The sequence below is a fragment of the Neobacillus sp. PS2-9 genome (assembly GCF_030915525.1).
Classification (GTDB): Bacteria; Bacillota; Bacilli; order Bacillales; family Cytobacillaceae; genus Neobacillus.
Window position 1 is genome coordinate 286,229 of sequence record NZ_CP133269.1, and the last position, 18,862, is coordinate 305,090.

At 39.0% G+C, this 18,862-nt stretch carries 24 protein-coding genes; 22 read left to right on the top strand and 2 right to left on the bottom strand.

The window, feature by feature from the left end; all coding sequences use genetic code 11:
- Positions 1-60 precede the first annotated feature (60 nt).
- The 5 genes from RCG25_RS01415 (at position 61) to RCG25_RS26040 (ending at position 4,075) form a co-directional block, all read left to right on the top strand.
- Entirely contained in the window at positions 61-843 is a 783-nt protein-coding gene (locus RCG25_RS01415; RefSeq protein ID WP_308081907.1) for an alpha/beta fold hydrolase, read from the top strand.
- Between the two features lie 487 nt (positions 844-1,330).
- Complete coding sequence (locus tag RCG25_RS01420; protein WP_308084075.1) at positions 1,331-1,780, top strand: SgcJ/EcaC family oxidoreductase; 450 nt, start codon at positions 1,331-1,333, stop codon at positions 1,778-1,780.
- A gap of 383 nt (positions 1,781-2,163) precedes the next feature.
- A complete protein-coding gene (locus RCG25_RS01425; protein ID WP_308081908.1) occupies positions 2,164-2,652 on the top strand; it encodes an RNA polymerase sigma factor in 489 nt (162 codons plus the stop codon).
- Entirely contained in the window at positions 2,642-3,517 is an 876-nt protein-coding gene (locus RCG25_RS01430; RefSeq protein WP_308081909.1) for a zf-HC2 domain-containing protein, read from the top strand. The genes RCG25_RS01425 and RCG25_RS01430 overlap by 11 nt, the downstream gene beginning before the upstream one ends.
- 93 nt (positions 3,518-3,610) lie before the next feature.
- The gene (locus RCG25_RS26040) at positions 3,611-4,075 is read left to right on the top strand and encodes a hypothetical protein (protein WP_374121026.1); all 465 of its coding nucleotides are present in this window, start codon (positions 3,611-3,613) and stop codon (positions 4,073-4,075) included.
- A 63-nt stretch (positions 4,076-4,138) separates the two neighbouring features.
- Here RCG25_RS26040 and RCG25_RS01435 read toward each other — a convergent pair whose 3' ends face one another.
- Positions 4,139-5,251 carry a site-2 protease family protein gene (locus tag RCG25_RS01435; RefSeq protein WP_308081910.1) on the bottom strand — a complete coding sequence of 371 codons (1,113 nt, stop codon included), beginning with the start codon at positions 5,249-5,251 and terminating at the stop codon, positions 4,139-4,141.
- 154 nt (positions 5,252-5,405) lie between these two features.
- On the opposite strand from RCG25_RS01435, the gene RCG25_RS01440 reads away from it, so the two are divergent.
- The 4 genes from RCG25_RS01440 to RCG25_RS01455 all read left to right on the top strand — a co-directional run bounded on the left by RCG25_RS01440 (position 5,406) and on the right by RCG25_RS01455 (position 9,244).
- On the top strand, positions 5,406-5,843 hold the full coding sequence (locus RCG25_RS01440; RefSeq protein WP_308081911.1) for an SRPBCC family protein: 438 nt from the start codon (positions 5,406-5,408) through the stop codon (positions 5,841-5,843).
- Between the two features lie 125 nt (positions 5,844-5,968).
- Positions 5,969-6,976 carry a DUF3231 family protein gene (locus RCG25_RS01445; RefSeq protein ID WP_308081912.1) on the top strand — a complete coding sequence of 336 codons (1,008 nt, stop codon included), beginning with the start codon at positions 5,969-5,971 and terminating at the stop codon, positions 6,974-6,976.
- A gap of 191 nt (positions 6,977-7,167) precedes the next feature.
- Positions 7,168-8,535 carry a glycosyltransferase family 2 protein gene (locus tag RCG25_RS01450; protein ID WP_308081913.1) on the top strand — a complete coding sequence of 456 codons (1,368 nt, stop codon included), beginning with the start codon at positions 7,168-7,170 and terminating at the stop codon, positions 8,533-8,535.
- Between the two features lie 19 nt (positions 8,536-8,554).
- Entirely contained in the window at positions 8,555-9,244 is a 690-nt protein-coding gene (locus RCG25_RS01455) for a glycosyltransferase (RefSeq protein ID WP_308081914.1), read from the top strand.
- A gap of 64 nt (positions 9,245-9,308) precedes the next feature.
- Here the strand turns inward: RCG25_RS01455 and RCG25_RS01460 are convergent, their stop codons facing one another.
- Positions 9,309-9,806, bottom strand: coding sequence for a hypothetical protein (locus tag RCG25_RS01460; RefSeq protein ID WP_308081915.1), 498 nt, complete (start codon positions 9,804-9,806; stop codon positions 9,309-9,311).
- Positions 9,807-10,007: 201 nt separating this feature from the next.
- Here RCG25_RS01460 and RCG25_RS01465 point away from each other — a divergent pair, with 201 nt between their 5' ends.
- The 13 genes from RCG25_RS01465 (at position 10,008) to RCG25_RS01525 (ending at position 18,830) form a co-directional block, all read left to right on the top strand.
- On the top strand, positions 10,008-10,541 hold the full coding sequence (locus RCG25_RS01465) for a hypothetical protein (RefSeq protein ID WP_308081916.1): 534 nt from the start codon (positions 10,008-10,010) through the stop codon (positions 10,539-10,541).
- A 165-nt stretch (positions 10,542-10,706) separates the two neighbouring features.
- Positions 10,707-11,285, top strand: a complete 579-nt coding sequence (locus RCG25_RS01470) for a bifunctional transcriptional activator/DNA repair enzyme AdaA (protein WP_308081917.1) — start codon at positions 10,707-10,709, stop codon at positions 11,283-11,285.
- On the top strand, positions 11,278-12,162 hold the full coding sequence (locus tag RCG25_RS01475) for a DNA-3-methyladenine glycosylase family protein (RefSeq protein ID WP_308081918.1): 885 nt from the start codon (positions 11,278-11,280) through the stop codon (positions 12,160-12,162). Before RCG25_RS01470 ends, RCG25_RS01475 begins: the two co-directional genes overlap by 8 nt.
- Positions 12,155-12,628, top strand: a complete 474-nt coding sequence (locus tag RCG25_RS01480) for a methylated-DNA--[protein]-cysteine S-methyltransferase (RefSeq protein WP_308081919.1) — start codon at positions 12,155-12,157, stop codon at positions 12,626-12,628. Before RCG25_RS01475 ends, RCG25_RS01480 begins: the two co-directional genes overlap by 8 nt.
- 894 nt (positions 12,629-13,522) lie before the next feature.
- Positions 13,523-13,723 carry a hypothetical protein gene (locus RCG25_RS01485; RefSeq protein WP_308081920.1) on the top strand — a complete coding sequence of 67 codons (201 nt, stop codon included), beginning with the start codon at positions 13,523-13,525 and terminating at the stop codon, positions 13,721-13,723.
- A gap of 92 nt (positions 13,724-13,815) precedes the next feature.
- The gene (locus RCG25_RS01490; protein WP_308081921.1) at positions 13,816-14,148 is read left to right on the top strand and encodes a hypothetical protein; all 333 of its coding nucleotides are present in this window, start codon (positions 13,816-13,818) and stop codon (positions 14,146-14,148) included.
- Positions 14,149-14,569: 421 nt separating this feature from the next.
- Positions 14,570-15,016 (top strand): hypothetical protein, encoded by a 447-nt coding sequence (locus tag RCG25_RS01495; protein WP_308081922.1) that lies wholly within the window; start codon positions 14,570-14,572, stop codon positions 15,014-15,016.
- A gap of 1 nt (position 15,017) precedes the next feature.
- Positions 15,018-15,242: a helix-turn-helix transcriptional regulator gene (locus RCG25_RS01500; protein ID WP_308081923.1), complete on the top strand. Its 225-nt coding sequence runs from the start codon at positions 15,018-15,020 to the stop codon at positions 15,240-15,242.
- A gap of 42 nt (positions 15,243-15,284) precedes the next feature.
- On the top strand, positions 15,285-15,983 hold the full coding sequence (locus RCG25_RS01505) for a DUF4386 domain-containing protein (RefSeq protein WP_308081924.1): 699 nt from the start codon (positions 15,285-15,287) through the stop codon (positions 15,981-15,983).
- Positions 15,984-16,328: 345 nt separating this feature from the next.
- Entirely contained in the window at positions 16,329-16,751 is a 423-nt protein-coding gene (locus RCG25_RS01510) for a MarR family winged helix-turn-helix transcriptional regulator (protein ID WP_308081925.1), read from the top strand.
- A gap of 59 nt (positions 16,752-16,810) precedes the next feature.
- Positions 16,811-17,209, top strand: coding sequence for a DoxX family protein (locus RCG25_RS01515; RefSeq protein ID WP_308081926.1), 399 nt, complete (start codon positions 16,811-16,813; stop codon positions 17,207-17,209).
- Between the two features lie 50 nt (positions 17,210-17,259).
- Positions 17,260-18,198, top strand: a complete 939-nt coding sequence (locus RCG25_RS01520) for a ring-cleaving dioxygenase (RefSeq protein WP_308081927.1) — start codon at positions 17,260-17,262, stop codon at positions 18,196-18,198.
- Between the two features lie 23 nt (positions 18,199-18,221).
- Positions 18,222-18,830: a flavin reductase family protein gene (locus RCG25_RS01525; RefSeq protein ID WP_308084076.1), complete on the top strand. Its 609-nt coding sequence runs from the start codon at positions 18,222-18,224 to the stop codon at positions 18,828-18,830.
- The last annotated feature ends 32 nt before the right edge of the window (positions 18,831-18,862 follow it).

Consider the following 18,862-nt stretch of genomic DNA (forward strand, 5'->3'; position numbering starts at 1 on the left):
ACCTATAGGAACCAAATGGAATATCTTATGCTTAATTACCATATGAACGGAGGAAAACGCATGGGATATTTTGTTCCGGTAGAGCAGGGTGTAAATTTATATGTGGAAGATTTGAATCCAAGCGGTAGCAAGACGATTGTGTTCATCCATGGTTGGCCTTTGAGCCATAAACAGTTTGAATATCAGTTTAATGTTCTCCCTGCAAGGGGGTACCGCTGTATTGGCATCGACTGGAGGGGCTTTGGGAATTCGGATAAGCCAGTGAATGGATACACGTATGACCGATTGGCAGATGATATCCTCGTGGTGATTGGTGCCCTTCAATTAGAAAATGTGACACTTGTTGGTCATTCCACAGGGGGAGCCATCGCGATCCGATATATGTCTCGATACAATGGGTATGGTGTGTCCAAATTAGTATTGGTTGACGCAGCGGCTCCCACAGGTTTTACAACAGAAACGGCGAATAAATTTCTGAAGGATACGTTAAATGATCGCCCAAAGATGATGCAGGAAGTAACAGATGGATTTTTCTTTCAATATATTACGCCCCAATTCTCAGACTGGTTTTTCCAAATGGGCTTACAGGCGGCAGGATGGTCGACCGCGGCAGTGGTTGTTTTACTGATGGATGAGACGGTGCATGCCGATCTTCCAAAAATAGATGCACCCACGTTAATTATTCACGGAATTCATGACAAGGTGATTCCTTTTCAGCAGGCACAGGAACTCCATCGAAAAATAAAAAACTCACAGCTCGTCCCGTTTCTATATAGCGGCCATGGCCCTTTCTGGGAAGAACGTGACAAGTTTAATCAGCTATTGATACAATTTACTAGTTAATTAACGAACTATAAAGCACTTAAAATAAGAGTTTTTTAACAATGGAAAATCAAAGGTACAAAGTGATCTCCTTGAATGCAGAAAATCGAGGTTTCTACGATCAAGAGGGAAGCCCCTGATCTGATAAATAGACGGAAAAATTCCGCTTAATTTGTAATTATCAATAAAAAAAGCTTAAATAGGCGGAGAAATTTTGCCTATTGACTCGAGAAATTGGAAAAGGGGGAGGTTTTGCCTTGCATAAGCGGAAAAGCTCCGCTTATTTACCCCGAAACGAGCCTCCATTTTACATTTAAGAGGAAAAACTCCGCTTATTATACTTTTGCTGGTTCCTCTATTCAGGACAAGACATCTTATTTAAAATATTTAGATAGACTTTTTTGCAGAACAGATGGTGGTTCAATGAAACAAGACCCAAATTGAACAAGGATCTTATTTGTTCTACAATAATTAGTACTATACAAGCAAATAAGGAGTAGTGAAAATGATGGATCAATCTGTTTCAATGGAAGTCCAAGCAATCTATCAGCAGCTTTTAGATGCATGGAATAATCGTCATGCTCGTGGAATGGCAGATTTATTTACGGAGGATGGAGAAAGCATTGGATTTGATGGAAGCATATCGAAGGGGAGAGAGGAAATTTATGCCCACCTTAAGCCTATCTTTGATCACCATCCAACAGCACGATTTATTAGCAAGGTTAAGGATGTGCGTTTTTTGAGTGCGGACATAGCCATTTTGCGTGCCATTGCTGGTATGGTGCCTCCTCAGCAGACCACCATTAACCCTAAAGTAAACACACACCACACTCTCGTTGTTGTAAAAAAGGCGGGGGATTGGCATATTCAATTGTTTCAAAATACTCCTGCTCAATTTCACGGGAGACCCGAGCTAGTGGAGCAAATGACCGAGGAATTAAGTCAGATAGTAAAGTAAGCCGGGGGACATTACTTCGGGGACCATTATGTAGTCGCTTACGAACGCTTTTTTCTTATAACGAGAACCGAAATCCAGACCACCATTGCACTGATAAAAGCGATAAAAATAGGAACAAACACATTGTTTACCATAGAAATTCCCCCTTTAGGCGATATTATCTATTGTACCATAATTAGAAAATATTGGATATTTAAAATATGGATCTCTTTGTATTATTTCGCATATAGAAGCCATGTTTAAAGGTGATTTTAGTATAAATGTTGAAAGTAACACTACAGCCGCCATTTGTTGGCGGTTTTTTATTGTATTAAAAAATTTTTATTATTTTTTGTAACGAAAAGGAATTTAATCGGATATATAGAGCGAAAGGAGGAAAGGCCTTGGGAGAACTAGATGAAATATATTACAAGTATGCGGATGATGTCTTTAAATATCTGATGTGTCTTTGCCATAATGCGGACCTAGCAGAAGAACTTACACAAGAAACTTTTTTTCAAGCGGTGAAATCAATAGATAGATATAACGGCGAATGTAAAATGTCAGTTTGGCTTTGTCAAATTGCGAAGCATTCCTATTATAAATACCTTGAAAAAAATAAACGGCAACGAAATGAAATTTTTCCAGACGATTCTTTACATACTTCTCCTGAAGCTGAATTCATTCATTCGGAAGACAAAATTGCTCTATACCGAATCATACACCTGCTTGAAGAACCGTATAAAGAGGTGCTACTGCTTCGGATTTTAGGCGGTCTTAGTTTTAAAGAAATAGGAGAAATTCAGCTGAAGAATGAAAACTGGGCTAGAGTGACGTTTTATCGAGCCAAAATGAAATTAAAGGAAAGGGGTAAGATGGGGAATGAACAATAAGTGTCATATTGTAAGAGATTTACTACCCTCCTATATAGACGATCTGTGTAGTAAAGAAAGTCGACAGTTTATTGAGGAACATGTTGCTTCATGTAGTACATGCAGGAATGTACTACATACCATGGAACATAATGTGGAAGTTTCTGAGGGAATCGAACAAACGAAGAGGCTGGAAGCGAAGAAACCATTCAAAAAAGTAGCTGAATTTTTCAATGCACAGAGGAGGCTTACTAAATATATCCTTATAACTGCACTCATTTCATTGGGGTTAGGAATCTGTTTTCTTGCCAATTCGATGGTGAAACTGAATGAATATAAGAATGAAGTAAATAAGCTTGAAATGGTCGATCATGAAAAGGAAGACATCATGAAGGATGTATTCCATGTACTCGGCGCTTCTAGTGAAGTGACGGAACAAGAAGAAGAACAACTTCTCAAAGTATTTGAAAAGTATAAGGAAAAACTACACTTATTAGCGGTTTTCCCTGCAGCCGATGTAGAAGATTGGGTAAAAGAAAACCCTTCTGTTAAAAAGGAACCTACAACCATATATCCAATTGAATATAATAAAGCTGCCGCTGTTATTGGAAGCGAGGGCATTTTTGGACGTAATAAACAAATTATTCCTAGTCAATATGATTTAGGAACAGTGGCTATGGCGAATTCAAAGTGGGTGATTCAATATGAATACAAAAGTTCTTATGAAAAGACTGTGGAGAGGCACCATCAGTTGAAATACTATGGACAAAGCGTTTGGAGCTTTTTCCAGTTGCCTATTCTTTTATTTGCTATCTTTAGCGTTCTATTGATTGTCTGGTTGTTCCTAAAAAAACATAACAAACATCTAAAAGATGTAATGGGGTAAAGTAAGGTAAGACCGCTCAAAATGGGCGGTTTTTTTTCATGATATTGGTTATTTTAAAAAAATAGTGAAAAAGAGGTTGAGGTGATATCGGTTATGAAATCAAAGAGGCACTCAAAATTTAATCTACTAATAATATTGGTTCCATGGTTATCGTTGTTATTTATAGGAAAACGTAGTCTCAAAAGCTTTTCTTTTGCTGGCATTTTTATTGTTATTTTTGAGATTATCAACCACTTGTATGGACACAAAAAGAGATGGTGGAAGTTTTACGATAAGCCAAAATCTTTTATTAAAGATGAACTTCCCTTTAGTGTGGGCCCTTATATGCCTCTTTCCATGTGGTTGCTTAAACTTTCGTATGGTAACTTTAAAAAGTTTGTGTTCCTTAATTTGATCTCTGATGGACTCTTTGCTTTTGTCTTTATGGATGTTCTAAAAAAATGTAAAATCATCCGTCTAAATCGCTTAAGTCGTTTTCAATTTTTCATCTACATACACTATAAAGCGTATTTATTATATGGGGTTCAGTATTTATTTGAGAAAATAAAAAAGAGTTGAGGAACGAACAGAACCAGGAAAAAAGGTACACTACGTGTATACCTTTTTGCGTTCTCTGATATTTTATCGATTCATCGCTTTTTGAATCTCTGGATGATTCATGAGGATTTCATTGCCATAATAATAACTTAGAGACAAAGCAAGGACGAGACCTATATAGATGAGAAATAATTTCGCTTTTGTTTTTTTATCAGTTTTATAATAGGTTTCGGTAATCTTAACCTCTTTTTTATACTCGGCTAGTTTTTCTTCTAAGCTGCCGATTAACCCCTCAATCACTTGTTGATTGTCAGCCCCGGCTTCCTCATTCACAGAATAGGTCCCCGTTAATTGTTGCAGATAGAGCTCCCTTTTCATTTTTTCAATTTCCACATTTAATGAGCGGAGTACTTCTGAAATTTCAAGGTTCTTAATGCTCCATCTAAGCTTTTTAACTGTTTCCTGGACCGAATCCAGATGATGTGATTCATGCTTTAATTTTTCTATTGCGGACTCCAGTTCTTGTATTTCTAATTTATGTGCCTGTAGATTCTTTTGTTTCTTATATAATTTGTACCATTCAGTTGACCCCAAAACGACGATCAGGAACCCTATAAAGCTTAGATTCATGACTGAATAAGTGAGTAATAGGATAATTCCTAATCCCCATAGCTTCGTGCTGATTCCAGCTGCAATCCTTCCACCATCCAAGGGGGTAATCGGGATTAAGTTAAATAAATTTACCATCCCGCCTAAAATAATTAGAAGAGCCCAGAATGGTTCATGTGTAAAAATATACAATGGAATGGCAGGCAAAAAGGATAGTAGTCCAAATAAAGGGCCCATATACGCAATAAAACCTTCGTCTTTTGCATTCTTAGGCATTTCCTTCAAGCCGATGACCGCACCAACAAACGGGATAAATAATGCGGGGCTAACTGGCAGTTTGATCCGCTTTGCCGCATACAGATGGCCCATTTCGTGAACAAACAATAAATAGACGAGGGCTACTGCAAACTTCCATCCGAAAATAAGTGCGTAGGTTCCGAGATAAATAAACATGCTTACAAGTGTTTGTAGTTTAAGTATCTTAAAAATAACTAAAAGATATTTAAATTTACCCAATAATAGAGCGCCTATGGTACCTATTACTCCCCAAGTGGTTTTCTTGCTGCCCGTGACTATCTTTTTCTCCACGCAAACATCCCCTAAAAACAAAGTCGTATGTCTATTATACAAGAAATAAATGGAAAATGTATTTTAAAAAAGGTTTAATAATAATGGAAGGTTTGAGACTTAAATGAAAATGGTTAAGATATTTTTAATATGATAGGTAGGAAGGATGATTTAGTTGAACAATCTAACGAAGTTTAAAATAGGTAAGCCGGCATATGAAGTTTTTGAAGCCTTCGTCGACCCTTCGAAAATCGGGAACTTTTGGTTTTCCTCCAGTTCTGAAAGATGGGAAGAAGGCAAGGCCATTACATTGAGATATGATGAGTACAATGCTGAAGTTGTTATTAAAGTATTGGAAGTCGTAGAAAATAAGAAGATCGTGTTCTCGTGGGGTGAAGCAGAGGAAGCCCATATTGTAAGAATAACACTAAAAGAGAGTGAGAATAGGAGTACGATTATTGAGGTGAATGAGGAAGGATTTAATGAAGCAGAGGATGAGTTTATTCATCATTTGATAGACAACAAAGAAGGATGGGTCTATATGTTAAGTTGCTTAAAGGCCTATTTAGAATTTGGTGTGACCAAATTGAGAGCTGGGCTCGTGAAAGAGTAACCCATTAATGAAAGCTGCTATTTTTAGCGGCTTTTTCTATTTGTATGAAAAATTCTTTTTGTATCAACCTCATTATTTGAGGAAATATATAAAATATAGAAAATCGGTGTTGAGGATGATAATGAATGGTCGAACATGTAACCAAGTTAACGTCAGCAGAATTATCGATGTTGTGGAGTACATATATTGGTGACACGATGTCTATTTGTGTGATGAAGCATTTTTTACAAACCTGCGAAGATCAGGATGTAAAGCCAGTTATTAAACTGGCACTCAGCTATTCCTACGACCATGTGACTCAAGTTTCCGATCTATTTACAAAGGAAGGAATTCCCGTTCCTAATGGATTTGGAGAACAAGATGTGAACATGCAGGCAAAGAAGCTTTTTTCCGATGTTACCTACATGCGTTATTTGCAACATATGGGGAGAACCGGATTGAATTCATACAGCTTAGCGAAGTCGGTTTCCGCGCGGAAAGATGTCCGTGCCTTGTTCAAACAGTTTTACAGTCAAACTGAAACGTTGTATGACCGTAATGCAGAGCTCATGCAGGAAAAAGGAGTCTTTATTCGAGCACCTTATATTTCTTATCCGGATAAGATAGAGTATGTGACGGATAGAAAATTTCTTGGGGGATTGATAGGTGCTCCCCGGCCACTTCTTGGAGTAGAAATTGCTCATTTAGGAGTAAATATCGAGGTGGCGAATGTAGCAAAAACAATGCTTTTAGGTTTTAGCCAGATAGCTCAGTCCAAAAAAATGAGCGACTACTTTAAAGAGGGTTACGATTTAGGAAAGAAGATGGTGGAGGATTTTATGATTAAACTAAAGGAAGATGACAACTCCTATCCATCCACATGGGATTCAACGATCACAAACAGTACAGAGGCACCATTTTCTGATAAATTAATGTTATTTCATACGAATGCTCAAAGTGCGATTGGTCTTGGCGATTTTGGACTGGCCATTGCTTCATCCTTTCGAAAGGATTTAATCCTAAGCTATGAAGGGTTTATCCTTAAGGTAGGGGCCTATGCGAAAAAAGGTGCAAACCTCTTAATTGATCATGGATGGTTTGAAAAACCACCACAATCGATTGATAGAGAATCGATCAGAAATCAAAACAAATAATCTCCATAAGGGGCGATGCTTCCATTGCGAAGGTCGCTTTTTTCTTAGGTGCGAACTCGAGGGGGACCTGAACCAATTGAAAATTAATCAAAGCTGGGAGAAAGTCTAGTCACATTCGATTACCACTCATATTCTATACAAGCCAAAACATTTGGACGAGTCATTGTTATAGAAAGGTAAAGGGGTGCTTTATGTTTGGACATAGTTTGGATGAACAGTTACAAACAAGGATAGATTCCATCTTCAAATCATTGGAGTCTTTAGAGAAATTATCCCAAGATGTTAAGAACGTGAATAATAAATTTAAATGGTCAAAGAGTATTAGACAAGAAAGTGCAAAAAAATATCTTGATCGTGAGTCATTAAGCAGTGACGATATTGAGGTTAGCATAATTATCCCTTCCCAAAACAAGTATCCACTAAATTTATTTACCCTCTACTCACTCGAATATCAAACCTTTGATCTATCTAAAATGGAAGTGATTCTTATTGATGATGCTTCTAAGGATGAAACTGAAGAAAAACTAAAAGATTATCACCCCCCTTATCATTTTAAGTATATTCGCAGTACAGAAAGGCTTGGTAGAGCTAGAGTCAGAAATGTGGGCATTCAAAGTGCAAGAGGCAGTGTTCTTATTTTCCTCGATGCAGAAATGATGACGGAGCCTAACTTCGTTGAAAATCATTATATAAACCATCAAACACAAAACAACCTAATTTTATCGGGTGCTCTTTATTTGAGGGCAGTATATTCATGTATTTTCCCTACCTTTTCCGAACAACAAATGAACAAAATTGCAGACGTAACCAAACAAAATCAAGAACTATATTCAAGGTATAAACAATGTAAATTCCCGCTTGATCACCCGTATCCATTAATAGATAAAAGGGATATAGCCCAAAATGGTTTCAAAGAGCTATCATTCAATGCATACCCTTGGTACCAACAAATAGTAAGGAACTTTAATGAGGAATTAGAAGGGTTTGCTTTTCCTTGGATGGCCTTGCTAACAGGGAATATGTCGATCCGTAGGGAATTAATCATACAAGCTGGCTTGTTTGATGAGGAGTTTTACCATTACGGATATGAAGATTGGGAATTAGGATACCGATTATATCTAATGGGAGCTCAATATAAAATCAGTAATGAAATTGTCACATACCACCAGGAACATCCGGTGGAGGAAAACAAATGGAAAGAGGCTGTAGGCAACTTCGGTTTATTTACGATCAAACATCATGATGTGGATGTACTGATCTTAGGATTAGAGCTTGCTAGAATGACAGATTTACTGACTATGAGTCATATTTTAAAGGAATATAAATTACTACTACAATCCAATCCTACTCACTTTCAAAGCTTCAGTGAAAAATTCATTTGTATCCTCGAAACCATTGTCCTTCTTCTTGAGGTTGATATTCGTCACTTTAATCTCTTAGGTGCAGCAGGCTTTAGCTCAAAAGCGAAAAGTGATTTGAAAAATGATATGAAACAAATAAATAAACTAAAAAAATATCCTAATTTAACGGAATTTTTAGACAAGGTTTTGAACGCATAGTAATGGGAGGAGTAGGAAAGTGGTATCCATTATAACTTGTACAATCAGAGAAGAGTTCATGGATAATGTGTTTAATAATTATCAGCAACAAACGTGGAAGGATAAAGAGCTGATCATTATTTTGAATAAAGATTCGATGGACATGGACAGATGGATTCATAAGGCCATGGACTATCCGAATGTCAGAGTCTATCAATTACATGAAAAAGCAACCCTAGGCGATTGTTTGAATTATGGGGTTTTACTAGCTAATGATGATATCATTGCTAAATTTGACGATGATGACTATTATGGTCCTGATTATATTACGAATTCTATGCCGGCATTTAGAGATAAGAACGTTTCTATTGTTGGTAAAAGCGCATGCTTTATCTATTTTAAAAATAAGAAAGCACTCATACATGTGAATGGAAATGAGAATACTTTGACCGACTCTGTGGCGGGTGCGACCTTAATGTTTAGAAAAGAAATATTTTATTTTATTCGTTTTGAAAAAGTGAATCGTGCCGAAGATTACTTTTTCATTGATCAAAGCAAACAAGAAGGATTTACTATCTATTCAACTGGCCGTTATGATTTCGCTGCAATCAGGCATAACTCAGAAAATCACACTTGGAAAGTCTCTGATGAGGATCTTATGTCGTGGGGCAATCTTATCGCTGAAACGGATGATTTTCAATCTTTAGTGTCAAAAAGGAAAAATGGATAAAGATGATAATAAATCTGCCTAGAAAAATGGCAGATTTATTATTTAATGAAGAAAAAGGTGCATCTCACGTCAAACACAAAAAGATTATTCTATAAGGAGTAGTTTGGGCCGGGATACTTTTTGTGGCAGGACCATAAATAACGATGAGATCTCGGTTCGCAGGGCTTTTTGAAAAGAGTTGCCCATTGGTTAAGACCATTTGGGTATAAGGAGAGAGATTTAATCGTAATTGGCCATCACTACTCACTAACTGTCTATCAAAATAAGATACTTTTACATTCTGGTAAGGACTATCTTTTACCATGACAAGTGCCCGATATTGTGGTGGGTAAATGAGCGGTACAGGTGCATTCCCGTCATAATATCCAGTCACTCGATCTCCGACTGCCACCATCGCATGGTCTACAAAGTAAGTGGTAGGTGACACTACGAAATTTACGGTTGCCCCTACTTCATTTTCTACAGACATTAATTGATAGCAGCCTTCTCCTTCGCCATTTTGCCCGGTAAAAAAATCACTGATCATGGTGACGATTCCACGAAAAGAATAAAAATTAATCATATTTATACCTCCAGATGGCGGTGGACCTAGAATCCCCTAATCACAGATATATGTAGGTGACAGCCTAGATGCCTGTGCGGATGCCCATGAATTTAGGGACAGTCCCCACTTAGGCAAATGCCCTTTTCTTAGAGAACAAGTTGTTAGGCGTATGACCACTGAATAGGATAAGAGGAAGTGAAATAATAAGGAGTGCATGGTATGTATCCTAATCCCTATAATCAGCAAGCGTATGTTAATTCAACCCCAGTCCAACATGTAGATTACCATTATATTACCCATGATGAAAGACAGTTTGGCGGGTTTCAGCCTCCGTTCGGTCAACCGGGCCAAGGAGGCGGATTCCAACCGCCATTCGGGCCGCCGGGCCAAGGAGGAGGGTTCCAGCCACCATTCGGACCGCCTGGTCAAGGCGGTGGGTTTCAGCCGCCATTTGGACCACCTGGCCAAGGACCATCAGGTCAACCGGGCCAAGGAGGTCCAACATCCGGGCCGCCAACTTCACCACCACCGTCCTATGTTCCCCAACAAGCAACTGCCTTTGCCGTTGACCCAGGCGGGATTCGACGATGTCTTTTCAGATTTACGTATATCTGGCTAAGAGGAAATGAACAGTTTTGGTTCTTCCCCATCTTTGTTGGCCGTGACTCAGTCGCAGGGTATCGTTGGACTGGATTTAGATGGATGTATTTCGGAATTAGCCTGCGCCAAATCCAATCATTTACTTGCGTCTAATATAAAGGCTGTACATGAAAAGGCTGCTATCCTAGCAGCTTTTTCTATTGGTACGATAAAATGAAACCAGACAGTAAGAGCAAGAACGAGGATGAATGCAAACCGGACTTCTTGTAAAATGGGAGTAAGTTGAGGAACAATCCAAATGGAAGGGGAGTTTCCCTGATGGCAAAGCTTACTTTTTCGTTTGATGAAATGTGGGAGAAAATCATTGCCTGTGACCGGTCCTATGACGGGCTTTTTTATACCGCTGTGAAAACCACAAAGATTTACTGCAGGCCTTCCTGCCGATCCAGAAAACCGAAGAAAAGGAATGTGGAATTCTATTTAGTGATGAGTGAAGCGGAAAAGAAGGGCTATCGGGCATGCAAGAGATGCCAGCCGGAAGCGGAACACTCCCCACACGAAGCACTAGTACGAAGTGTGATGGTTTATCTTGCGGAGCATTATAAGGTGAATCTCACTTTGGAGGATGTTTCCTCTTATATCGGCGTGAGTCCTTACTATTTGGAAAGATTGTTTAAGAAGGAAACGCAAGAAACACCGCGAACCTACTTGGAAAAAATAAGAATAGATAAAGCCGCCTTTTTGCTAAAAAGCACAGGACTCACAAACCTGGACATTTGCTATGAAGTGGGATTCCAAAGTCCATCCAATTTTTATAGGGTGTTTAGACAAATCAAAAAATGTACACCGAGTGAATATAGAAATCTGGCTAGTGAAGGGGTGGACAGCAATGATTGAGATTAAACCCCCAGAAGACTTTAACTTTAAGGAATGTTTAGTTTTTCTCGGAAGGTCTGATCAGGAATTGCTGCACAGGATAAAAGATGGATTTGTATATAAATTGCTTAAAATTGATCAAGAGCCCCTTTTATTAAAAATCGGTTTCATAGATGATTCGCTTCAGGGTGAATTTCCATTAGGGAAACCTACGGTGAAGGCACAAAAAATGGCTTCGGATTATGTAGTGGACTGGTTTGATTTAGGCCGGGATTTAGCAGGATTTTATGAAATGGCACAGCACGATCAGATGTTGCAGCGAGTAGTAAGTAAATATAGAGGATTACGAATGATTGGCATACCGGATTTGTTCGAGGCACTGACATGGGCGATCATAGGACAGCAGATCAATCTGACCTTCGCTTATACCTTAAGGAAACGGTTTGTGGAACGTTTTGGCGAAAGTGTGACGTTTGAGGGAGAAACCTACTGGTTGTATCCTACCTTTGATAGGATAGCTGAAATAGAAGTAGATGCGTTAAAGGAGCTTCAATTTACGGCAAGAAAGGCAGAATATGTGATCGGAGTTTCTCGAGCCATGGTGAATGGGGAACTAACGAGAGAACATTTACTCAAGATGGAAGACTATCAGCAAACCCATGCTTATTTGACTAAATTAAGAGGGATTGGTTCGTGGACAGCTGATTATGTGATGATGAAGTGCCTTCATCAAAGTGCAGCGTTTCCCATTACAGACGTGGGTCTTCACAATGCAGTAAGAATTCAATTAGGGCTTGAGCGCAAGCCGACATTGGATGAATTGAAAGAGATGGCGGCGGGCTGGACAGGCTGGGAAGCTTACTCGGTGTTTTATCTTTGGAGGTCTTTATATGTATAGATTGGATTACCCATCTCCGATTGGAGTGGTCGAAATAGTAGGCACGAATGAAGGAATTCTTTCTATTTTGTTTAATGAGAGGGACAAACCGTTGTATGCGAGAGAGTCTACGACACCTAAAGTGTTAGAGGATGCTTATAGGGAGCTGGATGAATACTTCAGGGGGGAGCGGCAGACCTTTACTTTTCCTTGTATCGTTGATGGAACACCATTTCAGCAAAAGGTATGGGGGACTTTGAAAGGTATTCCGTTTGGTGGCACGGCATCTTACAAAGACATCGCTGTTTCAATGGGAAACAATAAGGCCATCAGAGCGGTGGGCAGTGCCAATGGAAAAAATAAGTTGAGCATCGTGATTCCTTGCCACCGGATCATTGGCTCAAATGGAAAGTTAACAGGATATGCGGGCGGACTCTGGAGAAAGGAATGGCTTTTGCAGCATGAGAAGAGGACTTTGAATCAATAGGTCTTTGTTCGCTCATTGATTTGGACAGGATGGCGATAGGGGGAGAGGCAAGTTGTCTGAATGAGCCCAGGATTTGGACAGGATGAAGCTGTAGAAGAGGAAAGTTGTCTGAATGAGCTCTTGATTCGGACAGGATGACGATATGGAAGAGCAAAGGTGTCTAAATGAGCCTTTGATTCGGACAGGATGGCGTTGTAGAAGAGGTAAGTTGTCTGAATGAGCTCTTGATTCGGACAGGATGGCGATGTGGAAGAGGCAAGTTGTCTGAATGAGCTCTTGATTCGGACAGGATGGTGTTGGGGAAGAAGAAAGTTGTCTAAATGAGCTCTTGATTCGGACAGCATGGTGTTGTGGGAGAAGCAAGTTGTCTATATGAGCCCAGGATTCGGACAGGATGGCGATGGGGAAGAGGCAAGTTGTCTGAATGAGCTCTTGATTCGGACAGGATGGAGTTATGGAAGAGGAAAGTTGTCTGAATGAGCTCTTGATTCGGACAGGATGACGATATGGAAGAGCAAAGGTGTCTAAATGAGCCTTTGATTCGGACAGGATGGCGTTGGAAAAGAGGAAAGATGTCTGAATGAGCCCAGGATTTGGACAGGATGAAGCTGTAGAAGAGGCAAGTTGTCTAAATGAGCCCAGGATTCGGACAGGATGGTGTTGTGGGAGAGCATAGCTGTCTAAATACGTAGCTTCAGCTGCTACTTTAGTGGCTTTAATGGGTAAAAATAGCGAAAAATAATTAGAACAGGAAAAATATTACAAAAATATTCACTTAAAGGGTATCATAGTTTAATCTTATACATAGAATAACTACATACATAAAATTACTATGCATACAAAGTTATAAGACAAAATGACCTTTAGTGGGTCAGAACTATGAGGTGAGTGGGAATGGGGTTCTATTATTTACTATTACTCTTTATAGGTGTAGTCCTTCTTGGTGTAGGTGTACTAAAAGGCTTTTTTGTCACCGTAAAAAAAGCAATGTTGCTATTCGTAACTGGATTCGTGTTTATCCTTACATCCTTACTATTATTGACGCCTGGCAGTTCTGATGTTATTTCCAAGCTATTAACTTTTTTATTTTACTAGTTGGCGATTGCTGATCGACGACAATCGCTTATCTATTATTATATATTGGTTATTTATGGTATTGTTGTATATAAAAAGGAGGGGATAAGTGAATGCCAAGTAAACCATCCGCTATTGGTTTAGTTGCGGCAATCGTATCCATCATCTTATGGCTTATCTTAAACTTCTTCAATCCATACTCAAATCAAGCTAGTAACGATACCACATTCATAACCTTATTTATGCTGGTGTTTCCGGCATTGGTAGCCATTTTTTCTTATTATCGCTCAAAAACAATTTTTATGTTAATTGCTTTCATTTGGTCTTTACCTTTAAGTCTATATTTACTAATGACTCCGGGAATATTCCTTCTGTTTGGGATTACTAGTTTTACATATCTTATAAGTTATATTTTAATGCGAAAATCAACTGGACGAATTGAATAATAAAATCAAGGTGTGTAAATTCTTAGGATTTACGCACCTTTTATTTCGGTCATCAATAGCCTCGATTGTTTACCCAAAGAGTCCTTGTCCGGGTGCAAAAAACCGATATCGGCCGGTTTCAAAAGGATATCAACCACTTGTTGCTGGATATCGTCCACTTCCCAAAGGATATCGTCCACTTTTTAAATTTATCGACCACTTTCAACAACATATCAACCACCACCACCCAAAACATCCAAACAACCAAGCTATTTACCTGGGCACCCTACCCAAAATACAGTTTAAACTACTATAACTTTGAAACCATTAGCCAGTGCCGCCTATTTATGTAAAGTTTGCTTTACATCATGTATAGTTCATGTTACATTATGTATAACAAATTTTACCTAATTTGGAATTTAGAGTGCAAGGGGTGTAAACCATGACGTATCAAGAAAAGAAAAGCATCGTATCGTTGATCAGCGCCATACTCATCTTCGTTTCCTATAGCTTATACATGTATCCTCAGCATCCTGAAGGGGGGCTGGGGTCGACAGAAACCTTTCGCTATTGGGGTTCCTTTGTCCTCATCTTGACTGTGGTATCAATAGTCGCGCACATCTTAATCAGCATTATTTTTAACATCGTCTTCAGAATAACAACCAAAGAAAAGGAACCGAAATTCGCCGATGAACTAGATAAGTTAATTGACCTAAAAGCAAATCGAAATTCATTCTTTGTGTTCATCATCGGCTTTCTACTTGCAATGGGGTCGCTTGTTTTATATCAGCCGTCACAGGTGATGTTCATGATCCTGATCATTTCAGGATTCCTTTCCGATGTGACCGGCTCCATTACGAAACTTTATCACTATAGGAGAGGAGTATAAAATGGGCAAAATTCTTGTCGGCAATCACATTCGAAAATTACGATTCAATCATGATGAAATGACCCAGCAGCAATTGGCTGACAAGGTGGGTGTAACAAGACAAACCATCGTGGCTCTCGAAAAGGGAAACTACTCCCCATCTCTAGAACTCGCTTTTCGCATTGCTCACGCCTTCAACTTACCGTTAGAAGAGGTATTCTTTTACGGAGACCATAAAAAGCTGTAAGGATTAAGAGTGTTTTTGAATTTATGAAAAGGGGAGACAAAGATGAATTCAAACAAGAAGGCAGCAAAATTGGTGGGAGTCCTGTTTATACTGGCAGCCGTTACGGCGGTCATCGGTCTTCTTTTATACGATCCGATCCTAAACGGCCCCGATTATTTGATTAAAGGTTCCGAACACGCAAATCAGGTGATATTGGGGGCACTTATGGAGTTAATTCTTGTCGCATCAGCGGTTGGTACGGCAACGACCATGTTCCCCATTTTAAGAAAATATAATGAAACGATCGCTCTTTGGCATGTATGCTTCAGGTTTCTTGAAGCCATTATTATTACTATTGGTGTTATCAGCGTACTGTCCTTATTGACCTTAAGCCGGGAATTTGTAGCAGCTGGGCCCCAGGATACTGCCTCTTTTCAAGCGTCGGGAACTGTATTAAAAGCCATTCATGACTGGACATTTATGCTTGGCCCCCTTTTCATGCTGGGGATCAATACGATGATGTACAGTTATATATTTTATAAAACCAAGCTCGTGCCAAAGTTTATTTCAATCTTGGGTATGACAGGGGCAACACTTGTTTTTATTTATGGATTGTTAGTCATGTTCGGTGTCATTCAACAAATTTCTGTATGGAGCCTCTTGTCACTGCCAGTGGCAGCGAACGAAATGATTTTAGCCGTCTGGCTCATCGTGAAAGGATTCAATCCATCTGCGCTTGCTTCCCTATCTGCAAAAAAATAGTGCCTAATTAAACGTTTCAACATATTTTCTCTCCACAAAAAACAAGCCCCTTTCTCAAATGAGAAGGGGGTTTAATCATTAATTCCGATCCCTTATCGACTGAATCACTGCTGCAATGGTTATAACGGCTGCAATAGCAGTAAAGATAATAGCTATTGTAAGCATTATAAGCCCCCCTTATGTTTATTCCTCCCGTGTTTCACCATATACATGGTTGATTTTTTATATGCCTAAAAATCAATCTTTCATTTATTTAAAACGATCTATTGACATAAACGTAAAAAAGTTTTATGATTACCTCAGATTCAAGATATCTTAATTCAAAATAAAACAGGAGGTGAGAGGATGAACAGAAAATGTACCAATTTGCCCTTTCTTGTATTGATGCAAACATCCAAAGAAATTCAGGAGAGAATGAAGTTGGAAATGACAAAATACAAACTTAGTATTACAGAATTTTCTGTTCTCGAAGTGCTTTATAACAAAGGAAAACAAACCATACAACAAATTGGTCACAGGATATTAATTTCTAGTGGTTCTATGACCTATGTTATTGATAGATTGGAGCAGAAAGGCTTGTTGAATCGCAGTGCTTGTCCAAATGATCGGAGAGCCATACATGTAGCTTTAACTGATCATGGCAACAGCTTGATGGAGGAAATCATGCCGAAACATCAAGAATTAGTTGATCACATGTTTGGTGCCTTAGATTCTCATGAGTCTGAGCAACTGGTTAAACTTTTGAAAAAGGTAAGTAATGAAAGATAATATTTTTTTGAAAATATATCTCGAATTCGAGATAAATAAAACTTTAGGAGGAAATAATAATGATAAATTTAGGTTTATTAATCATTCGTTTAGTTGTTGGTGTATTATTCATTGGTCATGGGGCTCAAAAATTGTTTGGTAAGTTCGGAGGCTACGGATTAAAAGGTACAGGAGGCTGGTTTGAATCCATTGGAATGAAACCAGGAGTAACGATGGCGCTTTTCGCAGGATTGGCAGAACTTATTGGTGGGATTTTGTTTGCTGTAGGATTCTTAACTCCGCTTGCGGCACTGATGATTGCAGGGACTATGATTATGGCTATTGTAAAAGTGCATGCTCCAAACGGATTATGGGCAACATCAAATGGATATGAATATAACCTAACTATAGTGGCAGTTGCTATTGGTGTCGCTTTAATTGGACCTGGCAAATATGCGCTAGATATATTTTTCTTTTAAAAATACTGATTTTGCGATAACCATTGGATTTTTATAAGGAGGGTTAAATAATGAGCAAGAAAACAATGGGTATTCACCATATTACAGCCATCGTTGGGCATCCCCAAGAAAACGTGGATTTTTATGCAGGAGTGTTGGGTCTGCGTTTAGTTAAGCAAACAGTGAATTTTGATGATCCAGGTACGTATCACCTTTATTTCGGGAATGAAGGTGGAAAGCCTGGAACCATCATTACATTTTTTCCATGGGCTGGTGCTCGTCAAGGAACCATTGGAGACGGCCAAGTAGGTGTCACATCATACGTTGTTCCAATCGGTGCCATGGACTTTTGGAAAAAAAGGTTAGAAAAGTTCAATGTTCCTTTTACTATCATGGAACGCTTCGGAGAGCAGTATCTGGAGTTTGATGATCCACACGGTCTTCACTTGGAAATTGTTGAAAGAGAAGATGGGGAGGTCAATCATTGGACCTTCGGTGACGTCACCCCTGAAGTGGCGATTAAAGGCTTTGGCGGAGCCACTCTATTATCTACCCAGCCGAATAGAACGGCGGAATTATTAGAAAAAGTAATGGGCCTTGAATTAATCGGTAAAGAAGAAGACTTTGCTCGTTATCGTTCCACGGCGGATATTGGGAATGTGATTGACCTTAAATTAACTCCGATTGGCCGCGGGCGAATGGGGGTAGGAACCGTTCACCATATCGCATGGCGTGCGATGGATGACCAGGATCAACTTGATTGGCAGCAATATGTGGCGGCAAATGGCTATGGTGTGACTGCTGTTCAGGATAGAAACTACTTTAATGCGATTTACTTTAGAGAGCACGGAGAAATCCTGTTTGAAATCGCAACGGATCCTCCAGGTTTTGCTCATGATGAGTCTGTAGCAACAATGGGAGAAAAATTAATGCTGCCATCACAGTATGAGCCGCAAAGAGCACAAATTGAACGAGCTTTGCTACCGTTTAAAATAAGAGACCTAGACTGATTATGTGAAAAGGAATGATTTCTTTGCTTTCAATCGATCCTGCATCATTATCTGAAAGAGACAATTATAAATTTCTAATAGGTAGCATCATACCTAGGCCAATCGCTTTTGTCACAACGCTTTCAAAAGACGGCGTTTTAAATGGGGCACCATTTAGTTATTTTAATATCGTGTCATCTAATCCCCCAATGATTTCTTTATCGATCCAACGTTCATCAGGGAGACAAAAGGATACAGCGAGAAACATGATCGAGTCCAAGCAATTTGTGGTTCATATCGTTGATGAGCAAAATGTTGAAGAGATAAATAAAACAGCAGCAAACCTTCCTCCTGATCAAAGTGAGATAGATTTAGCTAACTTAACTCCAGTAGATAGTATGAAAATATTAGTTCCTGGAGTGAAGGAAGCGAAAATCAGAATGGAATGTTTAGTAGAGCATTCCTTGGAATTGGGTGGCTTGGATACGCCGGGGTGTGATTTGATAATAGGAAAAGTTGTTCAATTTCATATCGAAAGAGACATTTATGAAAATGGAAGAATCGATACAAGGGGCTTAGCCGCGGTTAGCAGATTGGCTGGCAATAATTACGCAAAAATTGGTGAGATTTTTGAAATTGAAAGACCGAATTAAATCGTTTTAAAACCCATTGAAAAATGGAGGGG

Excerpts from the sequence above, each read along its gene's own strand:
- RCG25_RS01470 (WP_308081917.1), top strand. The coding sequence starts at position 10,707 with ATGGCAAAGCTTACTTTTTCGTTTGATGAAATGTGGGAGAAAATCATT.
- RCG25_RS01460 (WP_308081915.1), bottom strand. The coding sequence starts at position 9,806 with ATGATTAATTTTTATTCTTTTCGTGGAATCGTCACCATGATCAGTGAT.
- RCG25_RS01505 (WP_308081924.1), top strand. The coding sequence starts at position 15,285 with ATGAATTCAAACAAGAAGGCAGCAAAATTGGTGGGAGTCCTGTTTATA.
- RCG25_RS01485 (WP_308081920.1), top strand. The coding sequence starts at position 13,523 with ATGGGGTTCTATTATTTACTATTACTCTTTATAGGTGTAGTCCTTCTT.
- RCG25_RS01490 (WP_308081921.1), top strand. The coding sequence starts at position 13,816 with ATGCCAAGTAAACCATCCGCTATTGGTTTAGTTGCGGCAATCGTATCC.
- RCG25_RS01480 (WP_308081919.1), top strand. The coding sequence starts at position 12,155 with ATGTATAGATTGGATTACCCATCTCCGATTGGAGTGGTCGAAATAGTA.
- RCG25_RS01450 (WP_308081913.1), top strand. The coding sequence starts at position 7,168 with ATGTTTGGACATAGTTTGGATGAACAGTTACAAACAAGGATAGATTCC.
- RCG25_RS01495 (WP_308081922.1), top strand. The coding sequence starts at position 14,570 with ATGACGTATCAAGAAAAGAAAAGCATCGTATCGTTGATCAGCGCCATA.
- RCG25_RS01465 (WP_308081916.1), top strand. The coding sequence starts at position 10,008 with ATGTATCCTAATCCCTATAATCAGCAAGCGTATGTTAATTCAACCCCA.
- RCG25_RS01515 (WP_308081926.1), top strand. The coding sequence starts at position 16,811 with ATGATAAATTTAGGTTTATTAATCATTCGTTTAGTTGTTGGTGTATTA.
- RCG25_RS01510 (WP_308081925.1), top strand. The coding sequence starts at position 16,329 with ATGAACAGAAAATGTACCAATTTGCCCTTTCTTGTATTGATGCAAACA.
- RCG25_RS26040 (WP_374121026.1), top strand. The coding sequence starts at position 3,611 with ATGAAATCAAAGAGGCACTCAAAATTTAATCTACTAATAATATTGGTT.
- RCG25_RS01500 (WP_308081923.1), top strand. The coding sequence starts at position 15,018 with ATGGGCAAAATTCTTGTCGGCAATCACATTCGAAAATTACGATTCAAT.
- RCG25_RS01445 (WP_308081912.1), top strand. The coding sequence starts at position 5,969 with ATGGTCGAACATGTAACCAAGTTAACGTCAGCAGAATTATCGATGTTG.
- RCG25_RS01520 (WP_308081927.1), top strand. The coding sequence starts at position 17,260 with ATGAGCAAGAAAACAATGGGTATTCACCATATTACAGCCATCGTTGGG.
- RCG25_RS01475 (WP_308081918.1), top strand. The coding sequence starts at position 11,278 with ATGATTGAGATTAAACCCCCAGAAGACTTTAACTTTAAGGAATGTTTA.
- RCG25_RS01420 (WP_308084075.1), top strand. The coding sequence starts at position 1,331 with ATGGATCAATCTGTTTCAATGGAAGTCCAAGCAATCTATCAGCAGCTT.
- RCG25_RS01415 (WP_308081907.1), top strand. The coding sequence starts at position 61 with ATGGGATATTTTGTTCCGGTAGAGCAGGGTGTAAATTTATATGTGGAA.
- RCG25_RS01430 (WP_308081909.1), top strand. The coding sequence starts at position 2,642 with ATGAACAATAAGTGTCATATTGTAAGAGATTTACTACCCTCCTATATA.